Below are 23,197 nucleotides of genomic sequence, written 5' to 3'. Positions count from 1 at the left end.
CTTGCTGGCGTTTTAAAAGCAGCGCTTTTACCTAAGTGTAAACCCCTTTGCCAAAGCCATGAGAAGCTACGCTTCTAACGTGAGCAAGCTCAACGTCTACAAGTCAAATTAACGCCGGAGCTAAACCTTACTCTGTAGACGCACAGCTTGCTGGCGTTTAAAAGCAGCGCTTTTACCTAAGTGTAAGCCCCTTTGCTAAAACCATGAGAAGCTACGCTTCTAACGTGAGCAAGCTCTACGTCTACAAGACAAACTAACGCCGAAGCTAAGCTCTGTGCCTACAGGCCACGAACTAAAATTTAGATAATAAAAAGGGGAGCTATGTTGCTCCCCTTTGTGCCTATAATTTTGATTTATTTAAGATCAAATCTGTCGGCGTTCATTACTTTTACCCATGCATTTACGAAATCATTTACAAAACGTTCGTTGTTGTCGTCTTGTGCGTAAAATTCGCTTAGTGCACGTAATATAGAGTTTGAACCAAACACTAAATCTATACGTGTTGCGGTCCATTTTATGGTGCCTGTTTTACGTTCAACAATATTGTAAACACCTGGCTCAGAAGGTTTCCAGTTATTGGCCATGTCGGTTAAGTTTACAAAAAAGTCGGTAGAAAGCGCACCTACGTTGTCGGTAAATACGCCGTGTTTGCTGCCTGCGTAGTTTGTGCCTAATACGCGCATTCCGCCAAACAGTACGGTCATTTCTGGTGCGGTTAGGCCCATTAACTGGCTACGCTCTAAAAGTAGCTCTTCTGGCGATACGCTAAAATCGCCTTTAAGGTAGTTTCTAAAGCCGTCGTGTACTGGCTCTAACGGTTCGAACGACTCGGCATCGGTCATTTCGTCGGTTGCATCGCCGCGCCCTGGCGCAAACGGTACAGTTACATCAACACCAGCTTGTTTTGCAGCTTGCTCTACAGCAGCTGTGCCACCTAGTACTATTAAATCGGCAATACTGATATGCTTAGCTAAACCTGCTTTAAATTTTTCAAGGGCGCTAAGTACGCTTGCTAAGCGCTCTGGCTCATTGCCTTGCCAATCTTTTTGCGGAGCTAAGCGAATACGCGCGCCATTTGCACCACCACGGCGGTCTGAGCCACGGTACGTACGTGCGCTATCCCATGCTGTAGTAATTAAATCAGTAGCGCTTACGCCACAATCAAGAATTTGGGCTTTTAGCTCGCTAATTTCGTCATCAGATAGGGTGTAGTCAACCGCCGGAATTGGGTCTTGCCAAATTAGGTCTTCGCTTGGTACATCTTTACCTAGGTAACACGCTTTAGGGCCTAAGTCGCGGTGCGTAAGTTTAAACCACGCGCGGGCAAACACATCAGAAAAATACTCAAAGTCGTTGTTAAAACGTTCAATAATTTTACGGTAGATTGGGTCTACCTTCATGGCCATATCGGCGTCGGTCATCATTGGGTTTAAACGAATTGATGGGTCTTCTACATCTACCGGCTTGTCTTCTTCTTTAATGTTTACAGGCTCCCATTGGTGCGCGCCTGCTGGGCTTTTAGTTAGCTCCCACTCGTAGTTTAATAGTAAGTGGCAGTAGCCGTTATCCCATTTTGTTGGGTGGGTAGTCCACGCGCCTTCTAGGCCCGACGTTACAGTATTGCGACCAAAGCCGCCTTCTTTAGTGCTGTTCCAGCCTAGGCCTTGCTCGTGTACATCGGCCGCTTCTGGCTCTGGGCCTAAGTGCTCAGCTTTACCGTTACCGTGGGTTTTACCTACCGTGTGACCGCCTACAGTAAGCGCTGCGGTTTCTTCGTCGTTCATTGCCATGCGAGCAAATGTTTCACGTACGTGCTGCGCGGTTTTTTGCGGATCGGGTATACCATTAACGCCTTCTGGGTTTACGTAAATTAAGCCCATTTGTACCGCAGCTAATGGGTTTTCCATGGTGTCGGGTTTTTCTACGTTGTCGTAACGCTCATCACTCGGTGCTAGCCATTCTTTTTCTGCGCCCCAGTAAATGTCTTTTTCTGGATGCCAAATGTCTTCACGACCACCTGCAAAGCCATAAATTTTTAAGCCCATTGATTCGTATGCCATGTTACCGGCTAAAATAAATAGGTCGGCCCATGATAATTTGTTACCGTATTTTTTCTTGATTGGCCACAATAGACGGCGCGCTTTATCTAAGCTTGCGTTGTCTGGCCACGAATTTAGCGGCGAAAAACGCTGGTTGCCGGTGCTTGCGCCACCACGGCCGTCTGATAATCGGTACGTACCCGCAGAGTGCCATGCCATGCGGATCATTAAGCCGCCGTAATGACCCCAATCCGCTGGCCACCAATCTTGGCTATCGGTCATAAAGGCTTTTAGGTCTGCTTTTACTGCGTCTAAATCGAGAGATTTGAATGCTTCGGCGTAGTCGAAGTCTGTGCCGTAGGGGTTTGATTTTGTGTCGTGCTGATGAAGAATGTCTAAATTTAGAGTATTTGGCCACCAATCTGTGTTTACTTTAGAAATAACTGAGTTACTACCGTGCATTACGGGACATTGACCCGATTTAGTGCTGCTCATTTTCAGCTCCTTACTTTAAATGAAGAGTTTAACTATTTTACTCAAGCCCCAGCGCTTACATTTAAAGTAACACGCTAAGGTTTATTAATTTTGTGCATAATTTTTATTTACTGCTCAAACAATATAGACCCCTAATATTACATTCGCCAGCGTATTAACTTGAATTAAATCGATTGAAACCATTGGTTTAATGAATACAGTTTAAACTCCACAATTAGTGTGATCGGATTAAATAGATAACGCGTAATGGTATGTGAAGGGTTTGAAAGTGGCTTTTAATTGAGCGCACATTGGAATACCCCCCTTCACCATGAAATTAAAGTTGTTTATAAAGGTGCATTACTAAGCCCAATGCACCTTTACTTTATAACTTATTGAAATCTATTTTGAATAATTAAGTAAATGTTCAGATTAACTTGATTATTATGACCACTCACTCCTGTTATTTCCCTGCGACAATTTATTGTTGTTTTAAGCAGTTTTGCCAGCCCACATTGGGCTGGCTTTTTTTTGCCTAAAATTTAGAATCCTTTGAGCCTATGTGAACAGTTGTATGTTTTTGTTAACTTGTTTAATGTTCAAAGCCAACACGCCCTAGTGCCAATAAGCCTTGCATGTTAAAGTGCGATTAGTCACTAATAATTAACTAGGCGTACCCATGCGTTTTTATATAACTATTCTATTTGTTTGTTTTGTTTCGCTTTTAAATACTGTTAATGCCCAAGAATCTGCTGCACCAACAGAAGAGCAACAGCAACAAGCGTTAGCGCAATTAAATGAGCCCATGTATAAACCGCTTTTAGAACGCTATATTCTTGATGAGTTAAAAGCCGTTCGCCAAGACCAACAACAATTACGCGAAGATGTGACAAAACAAGTTACACACGCCCAATTAGACACCGCCGACAGAGCGCTTATTTACACCACCGACACTATTAATAACGTGTTTTTTATTATTACTGCTACGGCCTCTATTTTGGTTTTAGTAGGCTGGAACTCGCTGCGCGATGTTAAAAATAAAGTAGAAGACATTGTAAATACGCGTGTCAGTGTGATCACTGACGAGTACGAAGATCGCTTAAAAATTCTTGAAGAAAAACTGCGTGTACGCTCAGAAGAAATACTCAGTAACCAAGAGCGTATATCGGTCACTAACGAGGTGCACTCGTTATGGATGCGCGCAAACCTAGAAAGCGACTTTGCAAACAAAATTGAAATATTTGACGAAATTTTAAAACGTAAGCCAGAAGATGTAGAAGCCATTGCCTATAAAGCCGATGCATTATTAGAGCTAAACGAAACCGCTAAAGCCATTGAGTTATGTAACCAAGCCATTGATATAGATAGCGACTACGGCTATGCCTACTGGCAGCGTGCGTGTGCGTATGCACTTACACACAAACATGCCGATGCATTAGCCGATATAAAAATGGCCCTTGAATACTCGCCAAACTTACGTAATGAGCTACTACACGAAAGTGCATTTGCCAGCCTACACGACAACGACAGCTTTAATACCATAGTAGCGGGTAGCTAGAGTTTTGTAGGCGCGTTATTGGCGTAAAGTGCGAAGCCCACAATAGCAGTAGCAGCGGCTTTATGCCGCGAGAAAGTTTAATATAAAACGCGAGGTAAACTCGCTGCTACGTGGTTAGCTCATGCTTTCGTTTAAAAGTGATTATGTCACCACCGAGAAGTGAAGGAGGAGAGCAGGAGAAAAACTGGAGAAATAAATCACCAATACCTGTGCTTTCTCTGTGTAGCGCGAAGCGCCTCTGTGCCCTCTGTGATGCAATTAATGAGTAGCAGCGGCTTTATGCCGCGAAAAAGTTTAATATAAAACGCGAGGTAAACTCGCTGCTACACGATAAACCCTATTCTGTAGACACGTCTTAAAAGTGATTATCTCACCACAAAGAAGTAACTCACCAATGCCTATTTTCTCTGTGTAGCGCGGAATGCCCTCTGTGGGGCAATTAATGAGAAAATACGCATCTCCCTGAGCAAACTAGGCGTCTATAGGCAAAATTAGCTACAGGGTAAAACTTGTATTCAGGCGTTTATAATTATCGTTTAAAGTATAAATCGATGGCTTTGGTGAGGAGTTCGTCGAGTTGCTCTTCGAAGGTATCTATATCAATTTCAAAATGGTTTAAATAGGCCTTGGCTTGCACTCGCGATAGGTTGCGGTTTTTTACGCTGTATTGACGCTCATCTTTTTGTTTGTCAAAACGTGGTAAAAATAAAAATTGCCCGTAATAAGGTGATTTAATATGCTTATTAGCATAACGACAAAAGTCTTCTATGTGATCTGCGCCCTGCGGCCCTAAACACCCTGGCTCAACGCGATACATTAAGCGAATTTTTTTGTCGTCTGCTAACTGCATAGTATGCCTTTTATAATTATCTAAAAAATAATACGCGGATTATTTTTCCGTCTTTTATTTGGTAGCTCGATACTAACTCAGAGCGTTTATCTACCACGTTTTCGTCTGTTGAACAGGTTTCTGATAGTTCGTGGTCTATTACTATGTCGCCGTGCACAATACGCTTTATTGGCGAGCTATTAATACACTTTAATTTTTTAAACATTAAGCCATAACGGGCTATTAGTTTTTCTTTTCCTTTAAATAATAGCTCATTAGGAAAAATATAAAACTCTACATCTTCATCGTACATACGAATAAATTGTTCAATATTACGTGCGTTATAGGCTTCTACTAATTGCTCTACAACAGCAAGCGACTCGCGAGATTGTTTAGCTTTAGCTTGCTGCTTAGCGGTTAATGCCTCTTTGGCTTGCGTTACCGCTTTTTCTGCCTCGGCCACAGCTGCTGCTTTTTCTACTTTGTTTTTTGGTTTTTCTACCGGTTTTGGGGTTTCGCTACCCAGTACTTTTGAGTCGTCAGGTTTAGTAGTATCTACTGTTGGCGTTTTAAGCTCAGGGGCTTGGTACTCAAGCGTGTTTAACTTTTCATCTTTTGCTTTTGTTGGTGAATTGCTGGCTTGAGTAGAGCTTGACGCTTGCTCGGTACTTTTTTGCTCTTCTTGAGTCTCTTCGGTTTGCTCTGCTGCATAACTGATCAGGGCAACAGTGGCAATAAGCGAGGCAAAAATAATAGATAACGATTTCATAACTTTCCTAATATGAACATATAACGCTGTTAATGCTGCAACATAACAAATTTGAGCGTTTTCGGGTAGCAATTAAATGATTGTTATACACTTTACCAATACTGCTCAACCGTTATGTGCCCTGGGTCTCTGCGACGATTTCGTTTAAAGTTTTTGTCTAAAAGTAACTGTGTGGTGTCTTTTACCATTTGTGGGTTACCGCAAATCATAAATTGCGAATTACTCGGGCTTGGGGTTTTAGAGGCTTTACTAAATAGCTCGCCGTTTTGAATTGCTGTAGTTATACGCCCTTTCAGGCCTTGCTGTGGCTCCTCACGGCTTACAACCGGAATGTAGTTAAGTTGTGTAGGGTGTGCGTTTATTAGGGTGTGTATTAGATTTTGATAGCTTAAATCGGCATTAAAACGTACGCCGTGCACTAAATTAATCTGTGTGTATTTTTGCCATACCTCTTGTTGCTGCAAAATAGATAAAAACGGCCCTATTGCAGTGCCTGTACTTAGCATCCATAACTGCTCGCTTGGCGGTATTTCGTCTAAGGTAAAAAAGCCTGTGGCACGTTGCTCTATTAATACAGTGTCGCCTGGTTTTAATTGCGCCAACCTAGGCGATAATAAGCCGCCCTCTACATTGATAAGGTAAAATTCTAAATCGGGGTTATTAGGCGCGTTTACATAAGAGTATGCCCGAGCAATACGTTTATCGCCCTCCATAATCGAGAGCTTAGTAAACTGCCCTGCTTTAAATGGCTCTACGCTTGCGTTTACTACCAGGCTGAAAAGTGTATCGCTCCACCATGTTACTTTTTTTACGGTTGCATCTACCCAGTTAGACATAGTCAACTCCATAGCTTAACGGTTAAACAACAAAAACAATAAATGGTTGTAATTTATACACTAGCATTAACTTAGTAAGAGTGACACTGGGTGTAGTGACTTTTTAAACATAGTGCTTTTACTTTGGGTAACATTGGTTTGATTAAAAAGGTGAGTAGCTGCGGCTTTATACCGCGATGAAATTAATACCCCACGCGAGGTGAACTCCAGCTACGCGGTTAGCTCATGCTGTGCAGACGCGCAGCTTGCTGGCTTTTTAAAAGTAGCGCTTTTATAGGCATAAAAAAAGCCGCATAAAATGCGGCTTTGGGGGTTTAGTCTCACTTCACTTTGGGCGTGTCTCCAAAACTTAGTGAATACGTTACCAAGGAACTGTTTGCTAATTTAATAAAATTGCGTTTATTAAATAGACTCTAAAGCAATTTTAACCATTTCGTTAAATGTGCTTTGGCGCTCATCCGCAGGTGTTGCTTCACCGGTGATCACGTGATCACTTACGGTAAATAGTGCCATTGCGTTAGCACCATACTCTGCAGCTACACCATATAAACCTGCTGTTTCCATATCTACAGCTAGTACACCTAGTTTATCTAGGTCTTTGTAGAATGTGTCGTCAGCTTGGTAGAAGGTATCGGTAGTAAATACGTTACCTACTTTTGCTTTAATGCCTAGGTCTTTAGCGGCGTTAACACCGTTTAAAAGTAGGTCAAAGTTAGCAATTGCTGAAAAATCGTAACCACGAACGCGTGCACGGTTTACGTTTGAGTCGGTGCTTGCGCCTTGTGCAAAAATTACGTCGCGAATTTTAATATCTGTACCAATACCACCACAGGTACCAATACGAATAATATTTTTAACGCCAAAGCTTACAATTAACTCACGCGCATAAATAGACATAGATGGTATGCCCATGCCCGAACCCATAATACTTACAGGTTTACCTTTATATGTGCCTGTAAAGCCGTACATGTTACGTACGCCTGTTACTTGTACAGCATCATCTAAAAAGTTTTCAGCAATGTATTGTGCACGAAGCGGATCGCCCGGCATTAATACTGTTTCAGCGAAGTCACCAACGTTTGCACTAATATGCGGAGTACTCATTAATTGTTTTCCTTTTTATTTAGGCGCGTTTAGCTTATTTAAAAAGCCGTCACCGTATTCAAGTGCAGGTAAGTTAAACCACTGTGCAAGGGTTTGGCCTATATCTGCAAAGCTATTGCGCTCGCCAAGCGGGGTATTTTGCATGCCCGGTTGATAAGCTATAACTGGTACATATTCGCGGGTGTGCTCTGAACCTGGAAAGGTTGGGTCACAGCCGTGATCTGCAGTGATCATTAACACGTCATCTGCATTTAATTGGTTTAGTATAGTTGGTAAGTAATCGTCAAATTCTTTTAACGCTTTTGCATAACCAACTGGGTTGCGACGGTGGCCAAACTTTTCGTCAAAATCAACTAAATTGGTAAAAATTAAGCTGTTATCTGGCGCACTTGCTAATACTTCGCTGCTTTTTTCAAGCAAATTCATCAGCCCTGGGGCTTTGTGTTTTTGAGTAATGCCTTGGTGTGCATATATATCTGCAATTTTACCAATGCTTATTACTTCACCACCGTGTTTAGATAGCACATCTAATAGGGTCGGTGCTGGCGGCAATACTGAATAATCGCGACGATTACCAGTACGGGCAAAATCTGCGTTGCTTGTGCCTAAAAATGGCCTAGCAATAACACGGCCTATATTTAGTTTATCAAGTAATTCGCGGGCAATTTCACACACTTCGTAAAGGCGCTCAAGGCCAAAAGACTCTTCGTGTGCGGCAATTTGAAACACGCTATCTGCAGAGGTGTAACAAATTGGTTTGCCTGATTTTACATGCTCTTCGCCTAGCTGCTCTAATATGGTAGTGCCTGATGCATGGCAGTTGCCTAAAATGCCAGGTATACCGGTAGCGGCTATAAATTCGTCTACAAATTCTTGTGGAAAACTTGGCTGTGTTTTAGGGAAGTAGCCCCAATCAAATAACACAGGTACGCCGGCCATTTCCCAGTGCCCTGATGGCGTATCTTTACCGCTTGAAAGCTCTTTTGCATAACCCCATGCACCTTGCGATGCTTGACGATCAGAAACTAAACACGTTTCACCGCCCGCTGCCTCACAGGCATCGATTAAACCTAATTTAGATAAATTAGGTAACGATAACGCTTTACCCGTTTCGTCGTGGTATGCTTTTAATAAGTGGGCGAGTGTATTTGCTCCAACATCACCAAATTTGTCTGCATCGGGTGCTGCGCCTATACCTAGGCTGTCTGCCATTAAGATGATTGCTCTTGCCATGTTGACCTCACTTTGCTTCTAGGTGGTTACTTTATCCGCTGATCGAATTTTCCGTACAGGACATAAGTCCTGTTTCATAAAAGCTAAACATTATAAATTTGCGTTCTTAAGCAAAGCAAAAGAGATTATTCGTGTCTTTTTTGCTATTGTGATCAACCAAACAACTTTTCCTTTCTGTGTGGGTGAGAACTTTAGTGACACGAACTATTATAGCTATTGCTGGCGCATCAGCGTCGGGCAAATCTCTTTTTAGCCAAACTATTTACAATGAGTTGGTTAATGAGCTTGAACCAGGCGCTATCGCCATTATTGAAGAAGATGCTTATTACAAGGATCAGTCGCATTTGCCTATGGAACACCGTACGCAAACTAACTACGACCATCCTGATGCATTTGAACATGAGTTAATGCTTGAACATTTAACTCAACTTCGTAGTGGTAACTCTGTCGAAGTACCTACTTATGATTATGCACAACACACACGAAGCGATGAAACTCGTCGCGTTGCTGCAGCTAAAATTTTAATAGTAGAAGGTATTTTATTATTAAGTGATAAAGCACTTAATAAAGAATTTGATATTAAGGTATTTATAGATACGCCCCTTGATATTTGCTTAATGCGTCGTATGCAACGAGACATGGAAAAAAGAGGCAGAACATTACAATCTGTTGTTGAGCAATATCAAGCAACTGTTAGACCGATGTTTTATCAATTTATTGAGCCTTCAAAGCATAACGCTGATTTGGTTGTGACTCGAGGCGGAATGAACCGCGTTGCGATTGATATTATTAAAAGTAAAATTAAGTATTTACTACAAGAATAATAACGGGAAACATCTGTATGACAACATTTATGAGCTTAGTAGGCATGTTTGTACTACTAAGTATTGCTTTTGCGGCTTCGACTAATCGTAAAGCAATAAACTTACGCACCGTAGCGATAGCCTTTGCTATGCAAGTAGTTATTGGTGGGTTTGTACTGTTTTTTGAAGCAGGTAAAAATGTGTTAGCAAGTATGTCTAGTGCCGTCTCTTCGGTAATTAGCTTTGCAAACGACGGGATTGGGTTTTTATTTGGCCCACTTGCATCGCAAGATACACTCGGTTTTATTTTTGCTATTCAAGTTTTACCGGTCATTGTGTTTTTCTCAGCACTTGTTGCTGTGCTTTATCACATTGGCATTATGGATTGGATAATTAAAATTCTGGGCGGCGGTTTACAAAAACTATTGAAAACCTCGCGCACAGAATCGCTCTCAGCAACGGCTAATATATTTGTAGGCCAAACTGAAGCACCCTTAATTGTTAAGCCGTTTATAGCAACCATGACTAAGTCTGAGTTGTTTGCAGTAATGGTAGGTGGCTTAGCCACGGTAGCAGGCTCTGTAATGGCAGGTTACGTAATTATTGGTGTAGAGCTTAAGTATTTAATTGCCGCCAGCTTTATGGCTGCACCAGGTGGGTTTTTAATGGCCAAAATGATTGTGCCAGAGACCGAAACACCTAAAGATACGCTTGCTGATTTAGACACCGATGAAGACAAGCCAGTTAATGTTATTGATGCAGCAGCATCAGGCGCAGCCAACGGCATGCATTTAGCGCTAAATGTGGGCGCAATGCTATTAGCTTTCGTAGCATTAATAGCATTATTAAACGGTTTACTAGGCGGTATTGGTGGGTGGTTTGATTACCCTACTTTAACGCTACAAGAAATTTTAGGTTATGTATTTGCTCCTGTTGCATGGTTACTTGGCGTACCGTGGGATGAGGCAATCATAGCTGGTAGTTTTATTGGTCAAAAGTTAGTAGTAAATGAGTTTGTTGCTTACTTAGACTTTATAAATTATCGCGATACGTTAAGTGCGCACACTCAAGCAATTGTAACATTTGCGTTATGTGGGTTTGCTAATCTATCGTCGATAGCTATTTTACTAGGTGGATTAGGCGGTATGGCGCCTAGTCGGCGAAAGGATATCGCACGCTTAGGGCTCAGAGCAGTGTTAGCAGGATCTATGGCTAACCTTATGAGCGCAGCAATTGCTGGGTTTTTCCTCTCGCTAGCTTAGAAACTTAATGAGATGAACACCGGTGTTGCAAAACAAGAAGATAGTACTTTAAGGGGTTAAAGCACTATCTGACTTGAACGATACTTCACCAAGGGCCGCAAGGCCCTTTTATCGTTTTAAGGCCCTTATAAATATATTCTTCCTGTTAAAAACAACTTTCTCTTTCTTACCTTTAAGTACATATACGCGCATGGCTTTTTATATTTTTGCGATAAATTTGCATTATTGAAAAGTGGTAAATTATAAATTTTAGGCCACACTTAGGTTTATCCTAATGTAACCTACTGTTTTATTGATGTTCTACCTTTAAGCACACTCATAAAATAGCCGCTGTTGATAAGTCGATTTATATAAATGCGTAAACTTTTATTAGTATTGTTGTTTGTTTTTTTTAATAGCTACGCAAGCTCAGACCCTCTTTTAGTTGTCACGGAACTCTCGCCGCCCGATCAAATACTCGTTGATGGAAAAGTGACAGGCAAAGGCACTGAATTTATAAGGGCTATTTTTGCAAAGGCGAACCTAACGCCCGATATACAAATGTACCCATGGGCGCGAGCATTTAGACTTGCCAGCACTATCCAAAACACCTTTATTTACACCATAGCGCGCACAAAAGGGCGAGAAAACAACTTTCATTGGATAGGCCCAGTTTCGCATTTTGAGCTTGCTTTTGTTGCGCTTAAAGAGCGTGACGACATAATTATTAACAATACTGAGGAAGCAAAAAAATACAAAATAGCGATGCAACGTAACGACTTTTCTACTGATATATTAACCAACTTGGGGTTTGAGGTTGTGCTAACCACCGATATACAAAAATCGTATGCGTTATTGGTTGCCAAAAAAGTAGACTTAATTGTTGATGACCCCGAACTAATACATCAAATAAGTCAGTATTTACCCACCCCTGACGCTGAATTTAAAGCCATATATAATGTAGAAGAACTCAAGGTAGATGCCTATTTGGCAGCAAATAAAAACACCGATATGCGCTATATAAACGCGCTACAAAAAGCCTTTTACACACTTAAAAATACCCAAGGGCTACCCTAGCACCTAAGCTAAACCTCGCTTATTTAAGCGCAGTTTTAACGCTTAGTTACGTTAATTAGTGAAGTAATGAAGTCTAAAATAGGGGCTTAGTAATCAATTATTGCTATATGGCGCTATGAACGAATCGAGACTGCGCTCTTGTTTTAGCACTTTAAAGGCACGTTGAAAGCGATCTACTATGTGCTGCGGCACCGCTTTATTAAACGCTAAATAATTATCTTTAAGGTCGTTACTTACAGGTAGCTCAGTAAGTTGCTCTACATCAAGTAAGCTCACGTTATAAGGCTTTAATTGGTTATAAATAACGTGCTCCGAGCCTAAAATAAGATCTATTTTATTGTTTATAAAAAGCTGAATATATTGTTGCTCTTCACCAAACGTCATTAAGTTTTGCCCATTTACAAACCCTATTTTTTTGACCAATGATTGATATATATCTCCCCTTACCATGCCTAACGAATAAAGAGTGGTGTCTTTAAGGGTATTTACAGTGACATCAGGACGGCTTTTTAACTTATAAAAATAAGTTCGTGCAGTAGTTAACGGGCCAAGCCAATTAAATAAAGGAATTCGGTTAGTATGTTGCGCCATTGAAAAAATGGCTGAATAAGGCTTTTTATGCACAAGCATTGCGGCACGCTTCCAAGGCATGACTTTAAAGTCGCACTCTACTTCTGCTTTAATACACAGTGCGTTGACTATATCGTAGTTAGCGCCAACAAGTTGGCCGTGCTCGTTTATAAAATTATAAGGTGCAAACTGATCTGTATAAATAACTAACTTAAAATGGTTTGCATAAGTAAACGTGCTTAAGAAGAAACAAGCAATAAAAGGAAAGAGTTTTAGAATAACCGCACCACTACATTAATTTATATTATTAAATGATAGATGGCACTATTTTACAGTCAAATTTTAGGCACAAAAAAAGCGCCTTAAGCGCTTTTTTTTATTTTTACTTTAAAAGTAAAAATTATAACGGAGTGATGTTATCCGCTTGAGGACCTTTTTGACCTTGTGAAAGAGTGAACTCTACACGTTGGCCTTCAGCTAAAGTTTTGAAACCTTCGCTTTTGATTGCTGAGAAATGTGCGAAAACGTCTGGGCCGTTTTCTTGCTCGATGAAACCAAAACCTTTAGACTCGTTGAACCACTTAACTGTACCTGATACGATGTTAGACATTGTAATATCCTGATATAAAAATAAAAAATATGCTCATAAGAGCGGGTGTAGCAAAAAATGAGATGGTACTTAAAAACTTCAGGACGGTACTACAAGTATTACTTATACAACAACGAAATAAAGATTTATAAACTATCATGCTTTCTTTCTAGCTGCGGCCTACTATATAGAGTTAACTATTTATGTCAAGCCTTTATAGTAATGCAGGCAATAAATAGTGTTTGTGCTTAGCCTTTAATAACTCCCGTGGCTAGCCTATAGCTTAACCCCTGCGCGGCTTTAATAGTTAACTGGCCAATTAAAACAATGAACTATTTAATCTTTAGTTTTTAAAACGGCGGCAATGAGTACAGCTAATTTAACACCTACTCACCATTTAGATAAAACGTATTCAGCCATGATACACGCCTTACAATTTACCCTGTGTATACAAACAGCTGCACTTTGCAGTTGTACACAAAAATAGATAAGCTACTGCCACTTATCTATTTAGCGTTGGAGTGTGTTTTGCTAAATAAATGCTTTATTTCGTCTGTTGTTTTTTTATCTGGGTGTTTAATGCCATTACAATCTTCTTTTGCTAAGCCTACACTGTCTCTTGAACAACAATTGGGGCAAAAACTAATACTCGATTTACGCTATTTTTGTCAGCAAGGGTCAAGCAAACAATGCAGAACACCGGTTACTACCCTACCTGATGAACTAGCAGCGGCCATTGCTAAGCATAATATTGGTGGTGTAATTTTATTTTCTGAAAACACCCAATCTATAGAGCAAACCATTACCCTTAATAGCCAATTACAAGCTGCGGCGAGTAAATCAAGTTCAAAGCTGCCGTTATTTATTTCGATAGACCAAGAAGGCGGCCGAGTAGCGCGTTTACCTCGCGATGTTGCCACTTCATTTACTGGTAATATGTCTATTGGTGCAACCTATAAAAAGTATGGCATTCAATACGCAACCAAAACTGCCACTGTTATCGCTAAAGAGCTTAATTCGTTAGGTATTAATGTTAACTATGCCCCTACGGTAGATGTAAACATGAACCCCGACAATCCGGTAATTAATGTGCGCTCGTTTGGTGAAAACCCAGCACTTGTCAGTAAGCTAGGCGCAGCACAAGTGGCAGGATTTGAGAGCAACGGCGTTATTACATCGTTAAAGCATTTCCCCGGGCACGGCGATACCAACGTAGACAGCCACACAGGGTTACCACAAGTAAATCACTCCAAAGAAGACATATATCAACAAGATTTAGCTCCCTTTAAACACATAATTGCCACGCAAAACCCAGGTATGATTATGACGGCGCATATTCAATACCCACAACTCGATAACAGTACGTTTGTAAGTGTTAATGGCAAAAGCATGATAAAACCCGCAACTATGTCGCGTACTATAATTACTGACATTTTAAGAGGGGAGTTAAATTATCAAGGTGTGGTGGTAACCGACGCTTTAGATATGGCCGGCATTAGTCATTTTTTCACCCCAACCCAAGCGGTAATCAATACCTTTGCAGCAGGCGTTGACCTAGCGCTTATGCCAATAGAGATCAGAACACCAGCTGATTTAAACGCACTCGACAAACTAATGGATGAATTAGTCGCATCTGTTAATAATAAACAACTCAGTAAAGACGAAGTGGCTCAATCGGCTGCGCGTATAACCGCTTTAAAAAATAAATTTAAATTAACCACGCAGCTAGACCCATTAAGCACTTTGGCTAAAGCAAAAGATATTATTGGCTCTCAAGCACATCGCAAAATAGAAGCTGAGCTTGCCGTAAATGCTATTACTGAGGTTAAAAATAACAATAATGCATTGCCTCTTAATTTAAGAAAAGGGCAACACATCCATATTATTATGCCCGATACCCGAAAATGCATGGCCATGCAGCAAGCGCTTAGCGCTATAAGTAATGCGGCGCTTAAATATAGTTGCAGTAGTTTACAAGGGTTTGACCCTGTAAAGGCGCATAGCTTAATTAAAAATGCAGATGTTGTTATTGCAGGCAACGCTACGCCTAATCAAAGCGCTGTAGAGATTGGCGGAATGGATGATTTAAAAGACGACCCTCGCTTTGCACTCAATACCGCTGAGCAACCTAAAGCGCTGTCATCATTACTGGATATAGCTGCATCAGTGAATAAAAAAACAATATTTATAAGTTTACGTGCCCCCTACGACATAGCGCAGTTTGGCAGCAGAGCTAATGCAGTTCTTGCTTCTTATGCGTATAATATAGATACAGATAAAAACAATGCTGTTGCGGGGCCTGCATTTACAGCGCTTGCTAAGGTATTGTTAGGCAGTGCACACGCTCATGGCGTACTGCCAGTTACCATAAAATAATAATAACAAGGGATAAAAAATGAAACTGAATTGCGATTTAGGCGAAAGCTTTGGCGCATGGAAAATGGGATTAGATGATGAGGTAATGCCTCATATTGATATGGCAAATATTGCGTGTGGTTTTCATGGTGGAGACCCAGATGTAATAGCCGATACGTTGTATTTAGCAAAGCAGCACAATGTACAAATAGGTGCGCACCCAAGTTACCCCGACCAACAAGGCTTTGGCAGGCGCTCTATGGCGCTTAGCGCGCAAGAACTGACCAATTGCTTACATTACCAAATTGCCGCCCTTGATGGCATGGCTAAAGTACAAGGCTTAACACTTAGCTATGTTAAGCCACATGGTGCTTTATATAACGACATGATGAAAAACGATCATATTTTACAAACAGTTATTACTGCCATAGCGCACTACCCTGCACCATTAAAGCTTATGCTATTAGCCACAAAAGACTCTGCAAAACACACCTTTGCCGCCAATAGTTTAGGTGTAGATCTTATTTTAGAAGCCTTTGCTGATAGGCAATATACAGACGAAGGGCATTTAGTATCTCGCCACCTTGATGGCAGCGTTCACGACAAGCCAGCACTTTTAGCACAAGTAAAACAGCTATTAACCGACGGCTGTGTAACCACTCGCTCAGGAAACACCCTGAACTTAAATGCCAACAGTTTGTGCGTGCATGGCGATAACGCAGCCGGTATAGCTCTTATTAAAGAAATTAAATCACTGTGTGCATCAGCAACCTAACCTTGCTTTTAACTCGTTATTAAGTCTCAAGCTATAAAACGCATGTTTACTTTAAAAACTACTTAGCTGTAAAGGGGCTTTACAGCTTTAACCTCCATTTAGTCCAATCATGTACAACCTAATATCGCTTTAAAAAAGCGCAACAACACAGCACAGTAACAAAGCATAAGTAACACAGCGCTGAAATACATGGCGCTGCATATAAAAAATTTAACGCAGTAAGCCCGCTATTTATTACTCTAAAATAACCATGTTTTACTTAAACCGGTATTAAATTATAGTTTCACCGCATCGCGCTTTTCATCCCTTGCCTGCTGACATATAACTACATATACAAAAACCACAACAGGGAATACAAATGAAGACGCTTTTAGCACTTAGTTTAAGTAGCAGTTTATTACTTGGTAGTAGCCAGTTAGCTTTTGCAAAGGACAACACATTACAGCTACAAGATGTGTTTAACCTTGAATACGCCAATCAAATTGATATAACAGATGATGGTAAAACGGTGTACTTTGTTCGTAACCGTATGGATATAAAAACGGACCGTAAAGTCAGTAACATTTGGTCGGTTGATTATAAAACTAAACAACTGCAACCGCTTACCTCGGGCGTGCATATGGATCACTCCCCGGTACTATCGCCAGATGGGCAACGCCTTGCATTTATATCTAACCGCGATGGCAGCAGCCAAATTTATATGAAGTGGCTTAAAACAGGTGCTGTAGCAAAAATTAGTAACCTAACCAGCAGCCCACGCGCAATTATCTGGCATCCCGACTCTCAGCAGCTTATTTTTAGTATGTTTGTACCAAGTAGCAGTGCACCACCTGTTAACTTACCTGGCAAGCCTAAAGGTGCTACATGGGCAGAACCTGCTAAATTTATAGACGATGTATACTACCGTGCCGACGGAGGCGGTTATAGCCAAAAAGGATTTAGTCAATTATTTGCAATAGATGCAAATGGCGGCAATGCAAAGCAGCTCACACACGATGAGTTTAATAACGCCGGCGAAGTAAGCTTTAGTAAAAACGGTAACAGCCTTTATTTTTCGGCCAATCGGCATGAGCAAAATCAACTAAAGCCCACTAATAGTGAAATATACCAGCTTGATTTAAGCACCTTAAAAATTGCTGCCATTACCAACAGAAACGGCCCTGACCAACAACCTAAAGTATCTCCTGATGGGCGTTACCTAGCCTCTACAGGGTATGATGATAAACGCACCAATTACGAAAACACGCAGCTTTATATTCGTGATTTAAAAACGGGCGATACAAAAAGCCTAACCCCTAATTTTGATAGAAGTGTGGGGCAAATAAAATGGAGTGCTAATTCAAAAGGGCTTTACTTTAGCTACGCAGACGAAGGCCAAACCGCCCTTGCCTACCAACCACGCAGTGGTAAGCGTAAAGTGCTCACCGAGCAAATAGGCAGCGTTGCGTTTGGTCGTCCTTATTCGGGCGGCGATTTTGATGTAAGCGAAGATGGCGATATTGCTTTTACACTTGCCGATACTCAGCGCCCTGCAGATATAGCCACTATAAAACGAGGCAAAGCTCGCCGCCTCACTACACTCAATGCCGATGCGTTAGACGATAAAGAACTTGCCAACGTAGAAGAAATTTGGCTTAAATCGAGCCACGACCAGCTGCCAATTCAAGGTTGGATTGCATACCCTCCTGGGTTTGATAAATCAAAAAAATACCCACTTGTTTTAGAAATTCATGGCGGCCCTGTGGCCAATTATGGCCCTCACTTTAGTACCGAGGTGCAATTGTTTGCAGCCAAAGGGAACGTGGTTTTATACATGAACCCACGAGGCAGTGACTCATACGGTAAAACGTTTGCCCAAACAATTCATCATAATTACCCAAGTAACGATTTTGACGATTTAATGACCGGCGTTGATGCGCTAATAGCGAAAGGCTTTATTGATGAGTCTAAACTATTTGTAACAGGTGGCTCGGGCGGTGGTGTATTAACCGCATGGATTGTAGGGCACACCGACAGGTTTGCTGCAGCAGTGGTGGCTAAACCCGTGATTAATTGGATCAGCTTTGTACTAACTGCCGACTTTTATCCATTTTTTGCCGATTACTGGTTCCCAGGTAAACCTTGGGATCATATTGAGCACTATATGAAACGCTCACCTATTAGCTATGTAGGTAACGTAACAACGCCCACGATGCTTTTAACAGGGGAGGCAGATTACCGTACCCCTATTTCTGAAACCGAGCAGTTTTATCAAGCCCTTAAGCTGCAAGGTGTTGATACTGCTATGGTACGTATTCCTAATGCATCACACGGTATTACGGCGCGCCCTTCTAACTTAATGACCAAGGTAGCCTACATTCAATGGTGGTTTGATAAACACTCAAACAAAAAATAAGCTCCGTGTTTAGGTTTAAAAATAGCCACACCTAAGTGGCTTTTTTTGTAATTACCCACGCTTAGGTTAATTAATGCCAAACTGTAAACCCCCTTTACAGTTTTGTTCTTATCCATATCGGACTTAGGCGTTTTTCAGTTAGTAAAATTTCGGTTTATTGTAATTTTAATCGTTTGAGTTGGTAAAAAATCGGTTTGAGCCACTGTTTATAAGCACTCAGTTAGTAAAAAATTGTTTTATAGAGGCACCAGGTTAGTAAAATTTCGGTTTATTATTTTATTTATACTGGGTAAAACAGTAAAAACCAGCCTTTTTAAAGGGGGATTTTGCACTTTAAAGCGGCTTTACAGTAAAAAAGCAGCCATATAGCTGTACTTAATATCTACCTAATTAAATTGTGATCCAGACTAAATTTAGCCGAGTCCGATTTATATTAATACAACAAAAAAAGGGCCTTACGGCCCTTGAGTAACACTATCTAGAAAAGTTAAAACTGGTTCATGGTATTATCTTCACCACCGGCTTTAAGTGCGTTTTCACCAGAGAAGTACTCTTTGTGTGTATCGCCAATATTAGACCCAGCTAAATCTTGGTGCTTAACTGAGGCTTGTTCGCGGCGAATTTCTTGGCGTTGTACATCACGTACATAAGCAAGCATGCCCATATCACCAAAGTAACCTTCTGATAAAATATCGGTGCTTAGTGCAGCCGTATGGTATGTAGGCAGTGTAATTAAGTGATGGAAAATACCCGCTTCACGTGCACCATCGCGCTGGAAGTTTTGCACTAATACATCCGCTTCAGCAGCAAGCTCTGTATCGTCCATTTCTGGCGCCATTAGGCCTTTATTATCACCAAGGCTTGGGTAAGCGCTCAAATCGCGACCCGCTTCTTGCCACTCTTGGTACACTTGCTCGCGGAACTTAAGCGTCCAGTTGAATGACGGTGAATTGTTATAAACAAGTTTAGCATCAGGCACTTGCTCTTTAACGCGGTTAACTAGCTCTGCAATTTGCTTAACATGTGGTTTTTCGGTTTCAATCCACAATAAATCAGCGCCCGATTGTAAGCTTGTTACACAATCTAGTACTACGCGGTCTTTTTCAGTGCCTTCGCGGAACTGGTATAATCCGTTTTCTAAACGCGTTGGCTTACATAATTGGCCATTAATTTTCATTGCCGTATCACCTTCGTTTAAATCATCTACACCGTTAATAGGTGTGGTTTCTAAAAACGCGTTGTACTGGCTAGCTAAGTCTCCTGCCGTTTGTGACACAGGCACTTTTTGCGTAAGGCTTGCGCCTAATGAGTCGGTACGCGCAACAATAATACCGTTATCAATACCGAGTTCTAAAAACGCGTAACGTACAGCGTTAATTTTTGCTAAAAAATCTTCGTGCGGAACAGTTACTTTACCTGCTTGGTGGCCACATTGTTTAGCGTCAGACACTTGGTTTTCTATTTGAATGGCACACGCACCTGCTTCAATCATCTTTTTAGCAAGTAGGTAGGTTGCTTCTTCGTTACCAAAACCAGCATCAATATCGGCAATAATAGGCACTACATGCGTCTCAAAATTATCAATTTTATCAAGCACCGCTTGTACATCGCTGCCATTGGCTTTCGCTTCGTCTAGATCATTAAATAAGTGGTCTAGTTCACGGGCATCGGCTTGTTTTAAAAACGTATAAATTTCTTCAATAAGCGCAGGCACTGAGGTTTTTTCGTGCATGCTTTGATCCGGTAACGGGCCAAATGCAGAGCGAAGTGCAGCAACCATCCAACCACTTAAGTAAACATAACTGCGCTTAGTTGTTTTTTGATGACGCTTTATTGCCATCATCATTTGTTGCGCAGTAAAACCATGCCAACAACCTAAAGACTGTGTGTATTGGCTGGTATCTTTATCGTAAGCGGCCATATCTTCACGCATTACATCTGCGGTGTATTGTGCAATTTCAATCCCTGTACGAAAGCGGTTTTGTAAACGCATGCGGCTTGCATATTCAGGGTTAATGGCTTTCCATGCGCTACCTTGAGATTGGCAAAGTGTTGCTAGAGTATCGGTTTCACGTGTGTATGTTGTCATAATAAAATCCTTCGAACGGGTCTATAAATTATTGTGAGAGTGGCTAGGAGTGTGTGCTCCGTATCGCTTAATTCAACATTAGGCTTATTTTTTAGATTTAGTAAATTTATAGTTGTTATTACCGCTATATTTTTTGTGAATGGCTAAAAAGCACGCACTGAGCCTTTTTTGCGTTATTGTTGCTTTAACGCACACAACAACACCGCGACCGTTTAAGGAAGGTAAATATGGCACACACTCTCACACACTCAGGGCTAAGCGTAGATACACAGCTGGCCAACTTTGTAAAAACACAGCTACTCCCAGGCACTCATTTATCTGAGCAGCAATTTTGGCAAAGCTTTGCAAACATAGTACAAACGCTTACCCCGAAAAATAACGCTCTTTTAGCTAAGCGCGAGCAGCTACAACAACAAATAGATGACTACCATAAAACAAATAAAACGTGGGATAGCGCGCAGTACCAAGCGTTTTTAACAGACATTGGCTACCTAGTACCAGAGCCTGCAGACTTTGCCATTGAAACGCAAAATGTAGAGCCCGAAATAGCACTCAGCGCAGGCCCTCAGCTTGTTGTGCCTGTTAGCAACGCACGTTTTGCGCTTAATGCGGCTAACGCGCGCTGGGGGTCGTTATACGATGCGCTATACGGCACCGACGTATTAAGTGAAGACGACGGCGCTGAAAAAGGCACTACGTATAATCCGGTTCGTGGTTTTAAAGTAATGGCGTATGCGCGCCAGTTTTTAGATAAAGCCCTGCCCCTTAAAAATGGCTCACACATAGAAAGCACCAACTACTCAATTGTTGAAGGCGCCCTGTCTATCACCCTAAGAGACAGCTCGCATACTCAATTAAAAAACCCTGAGCAACTTATTGGCTACCAAGGCGAGGCGCAAAACCCAAGTGCTATTTTATTAAAAAACAATGGCCTGCATGTAGAGCTGCAAATAGACCATCACCACCCTATTGGCCAAGCCGACAAAGCAGGATTAAAAGATGTTTTGCTTGAAGCTGCACTAACAACCATTATGGATTGCGAAGACTCTGTTGCCGCAGTAGATGCCGAGGATAAAGTACAAGTTTACAAAAACTGGCTGGGTTTAATGCAAGGTAACTTGGTTGAATCGTTTAAAAAAGGCGATAAAACCATAGAGCGTACTTTACAAAGCGATAGGCAATATACAGCCCTTGATGGCAGTAGCCTTACGCTTAAAGGCCGCAGCATGATGTTTGTCCGTAATGTCGGCCACTTAATGACAAACCCTGCTATTACCGACATTTACGGCCAACCCGTATTTGAAGGCATTATGGATGCGATGTTTAGCGCAACCGCAGCCCTGCACGATTTAAATAAAAAAACAGGCATTAAAAACACCAGTGCGCAAAGCATCAATATTGTAAAACCCAAAATGCATGGCCCTGAAGAAGTTGCTTTTACAAATACGCTTTTTAGCATGGTAGAAGAAGCACTTAGCTTGCCAAAAAACACCCTAAAAATGGGGATTATGGATGAAGAGCGCCGTACTTCAGTAAATTTAAAAGCCTGTATACACGCAGCCAAAGCGCGCGCGGTGTTTATAAATACTGGCTTTTTAGACCGCACGGGCGATGAAATTCATACCTCTATGCACGCAGGGGTCGCTTTGCCAAAAGCCGCTATTAAAGCTCAGCCGTGGATCAAAGCGTACGAAGACCGTAACGTTGATACAGGCCTTGCCTGCGGCCTAAGCGGTAAAGCACAAATAGGTAAAGGTATGTGGCCAATGCCAGATAAAATGGCACTTATGATGGAGCAAAAGCTTGCTCATGTGCAATCTGGCGCTAATACCGCGTGGGTGCCCTCGCCTACCGCAGCCACTTTGCACGCTATGCATTATCACGATGTAGATGTATTTACCGAGCAAAAAGAAATTGCCAAACGAGGAATGGCAAGCCTTACTGATTTACTTACACCGCCTTTAATGGCTCAGCCACAAACGCTCAGTAAAGAAGATATTCAAAGTGAGCTTGAGAACAATGCACAAGGCATTTTAGGCTACGTAGTACGCTGGATAGACCAAGGTATTGGCTGCTCAAAAGTGCCTGATATTAATCACATAGGCTTAATGGAAGACAGAGCAACCTTGCGTATTTCAAGTCAACATATGGCAAATTGGCTACAGCATGGGGTGTGTACTCAACAACAAATAGAGTCGATTATGGCTAAAATGGCTAAAGTGGTTGATGGCCAAAATGAGCACGACAGCGCTTACAAGCCTATGGCACAAAACGAAGAGTCACTTAAAAATAGTATTGCTTATCAAGCCGCTTTAGCGCTTGTATTAGAAGGTGCTAAGCAGCCAAGTGGCTACACCGAGCCCCTATTACACAGTTACCGCTTAAAATATAAAGCAAAACACCATAACCTAGCTGAATAGTTAACATTAGTTTAACAGCAAAAAAGCGCGTTTTGCCTACA

The 23,197-nt window shown here is 41.5% G+C and carries 17 protein-coding genes; 8 read left to right on the top strand and 9 right to left on the bottom strand.

Going from position 1 to position 23,197, the window contains the following annotated elements; translation table 11 throughout:
• Positions 1 to 353 precede the first annotated feature (353 nt).
• Positions 354 to 2,534: a catalase/peroxidase HPI gene (katG, locus tag PSH54_RS00690; protein ID WP_273605179.1), complete on the bottom strand. Its 2,181-nt coding sequence runs from the start codon at positions 2,532 to 2,534 to the stop codon at positions 354 to 356.
• A 658-nt stretch (positions 2,535 to 3,192) separates the two neighbouring features.
• On the opposite strand from katG, the gene PSH54_RS00685 reads away from it, so the two are divergent.
• Positions 3,193 to 4,071, top strand: a complete 879-nt coding sequence (locus tag PSH54_RS00685; protein WP_024032988.1) for a tetratricopeptide repeat protein — start codon at positions 3,193 to 3,195, stop codon at positions 4,069 to 4,071.
• Between the two features lie 529 nt (positions 4,072 to 4,600).
• Here PSH54_RS00685 and PSH54_RS00680 read toward each other — a convergent pair.
• The 5 genes from PSH54_RS00680 to PSH54_RS00660 all read right to left on the bottom strand — a co-directional run bounded on the left by PSH54_RS00680 (position 4,601) and on the right by PSH54_RS00660 (position 8,842).
• Positions 4,601 to 4,921 (bottom strand): hypothetical protein, encoded by a 321-nt coding sequence (locus tag PSH54_RS00680; RefSeq protein ID WP_004589283.1) that lies wholly within the window; start codon positions 4,919 to 4,921, stop codon positions 4,601 to 4,603.
• Between the two features lie 16 nt (positions 4,922 to 4,937).
• A complete protein-coding gene (locus tag PSH54_RS00675) occupies positions 4,938 to 5,669 on the bottom strand; it encodes a nuclear transport factor 2 family protein (protein ID WP_029773547.1) in 732 nt (243 codons plus the stop codon).
• 92 nt (positions 5,670 to 5,761) lie between these two features.
• Positions 5,762 to 6,505, bottom strand: a complete 744-nt coding sequence (locus PSH54_RS00670) for a ferredoxin--NADP reductase (protein ID WP_273605178.1) — start codon at positions 6,503 to 6,505, stop codon at positions 5,762 to 5,764.
• A 402-nt stretch (positions 6,506 to 6,907) separates the two neighbouring features.
• On the bottom strand, positions 6,908 to 7,609 hold the full coding sequence (gene deoD, locus PSH54_RS00665) for a purine-nucleoside phosphorylase (RefSeq protein WP_004587192.1): 702 nt from the start codon (positions 7,607 to 7,609) through the stop codon (positions 6,908 to 6,910).
• Positions 7,610 to 7,624: 15 nt separating this feature from the next.
• The gene (locus PSH54_RS00660) at positions 7,625 to 8,842 is read right to left on the bottom strand and encodes a phosphopentomutase (protein ID WP_055254353.1); all 1,218 of its coding nucleotides are present in this window, start codon (positions 8,840 to 8,842) and stop codon (positions 7,625 to 7,627) included.
• A 194-nt stretch (positions 8,843 to 9,036) separates the two neighbouring features.
• Here PSH54_RS00660 and udk point away from each other — a divergent pair, with 194 nt between their 5' ends.
• From udk to PSH54_RS00645, 3 genes are all read left to right on the top strand, one after another.
• Complete coding sequence (gene udk, locus PSH54_RS00655) at positions 9,037 to 9,666, top strand: uridine kinase (protein WP_004587190.1); 630 nt, start codon at positions 9,037 to 9,039, stop codon at positions 9,664 to 9,666.
• 17 nt (positions 9,667 to 9,683) lie between these two features.
• Entirely contained in the window at positions 9,684 to 10,907 is a 1,224-nt protein-coding gene (locus PSH54_RS00650; protein ID WP_004587189.1) for a NupC/NupG family nucleoside CNT transporter, read from the top strand.
• A 354-nt stretch (positions 10,908 to 11,261) separates the two neighbouring features.
• A complete protein-coding gene (locus PSH54_RS00645) occupies positions 11,262 to 11,963 on the top strand; it encodes a substrate-binding periplasmic protein (protein WP_055254351.1) in 702 nt (233 codons plus the stop codon).
• Positions 11,964 to 12,056: 93 nt separating this feature from the next.
• Here the strand turns inward: PSH54_RS00645 and PSH54_RS00640 are convergent, their stop codons facing one another.
• Both PSH54_RS00640 and PSH54_RS00635 read right to left on the bottom strand, forming a co-directional pair.
• A complete protein-coding gene (locus PSH54_RS00640) occupies positions 12,057 to 12,737 on the bottom strand; it encodes a substrate-binding periplasmic protein (protein WP_273605457.1) in 681 nt (226 codons plus the stop codon).
• 196 nt (positions 12,738 to 12,933) lie between these two features.
• On the bottom strand, positions 12,934 to 13,143 hold the full coding sequence (locus PSH54_RS00635) for a cold-shock protein (protein ID WP_004587186.1): 210 nt from the start codon (positions 13,141 to 13,143) through the stop codon (positions 12,934 to 12,936).
• A 558-nt stretch (positions 13,144 to 13,701) separates the two neighbouring features.
• Between PSH54_RS00635 and PSH54_RS00630 the strand changes: the two genes are divergently transcribed.
• The 3 genes from PSH54_RS00630 to PSH54_RS00620 all read left to right on the top strand — a co-directional run bounded on the left by PSH54_RS00630 (position 13,702) and on the right by PSH54_RS00620 (position 18,647).
• On the top strand, positions 13,702 to 15,498 hold the full coding sequence (locus tag PSH54_RS00630; protein ID WP_273605177.1) for a glycoside hydrolase family 3 protein: 1,797 nt from the start codon (positions 13,702 to 13,704) through the stop codon (positions 15,496 to 15,498).
• A gap of 19 nt (positions 15,499 to 15,517) precedes the next feature.
• Positions 15,518 to 16,252, top strand: coding sequence for a 5-oxoprolinase subunit PxpA (locus PSH54_RS00625; RefSeq protein ID WP_054982061.1), 735 nt, complete (start codon positions 15,518 to 15,520; stop codon positions 16,250 to 16,252).
• A 358-nt stretch (positions 16,253 to 16,610) separates the two neighbouring features.
• Complete coding sequence (locus tag PSH54_RS00620) at positions 16,611 to 18,647, top strand: S9 family peptidase (RefSeq protein ID WP_273605175.1); 2,037 nt, start codon at positions 16,611 to 16,613, stop codon at positions 18,645 to 18,647.
• Positions 18,648 to 19,134: 487 nt separating this feature from the next.
• Here PSH54_RS00620 and PSH54_RS00615 read toward each other — a convergent pair whose 3' ends face one another.
• The gene (locus PSH54_RS00615; protein ID WP_273605174.1) at positions 19,135 to 20,736 is read right to left on the bottom strand and encodes an isocitrate lyase; all 1,602 of its coding nucleotides are present in this window, start codon (positions 20,734 to 20,736) and stop codon (positions 19,135 to 19,137) included.
• A 227-nt stretch (positions 20,737 to 20,963) separates the two neighbouring features.
• On the opposite strand from PSH54_RS00615, the gene PSH54_RS00610 reads away from it, so the two are divergent.
• Positions 20,964 to 23,156: a malate synthase G gene (locus PSH54_RS00610; protein ID WP_273605173.1), complete on the top strand. Its 2,193-nt coding sequence runs from the start codon at positions 20,964 to 20,966 to the stop codon at positions 23,154 to 23,156.
• Positions 23,157 to 23,197 lie beyond the last annotated feature (41 nt).

Source organism: Pseudoalteromonas sp. Angola-30, assembly GCF_028599215.1.
GTDB classification, from domain to species: domain Bacteria; phylum Pseudomonadota; class Gammaproteobacteria; order Enterobacterales; family Alteromonadaceae; genus Pseudoalteromonas; species Pseudoalteromonas atlantica.
The sequence above is the reverse complement of the archived record's forward strand: the minus strand, read 5'-3'. Positions and strand labels throughout refer to the sequence as shown.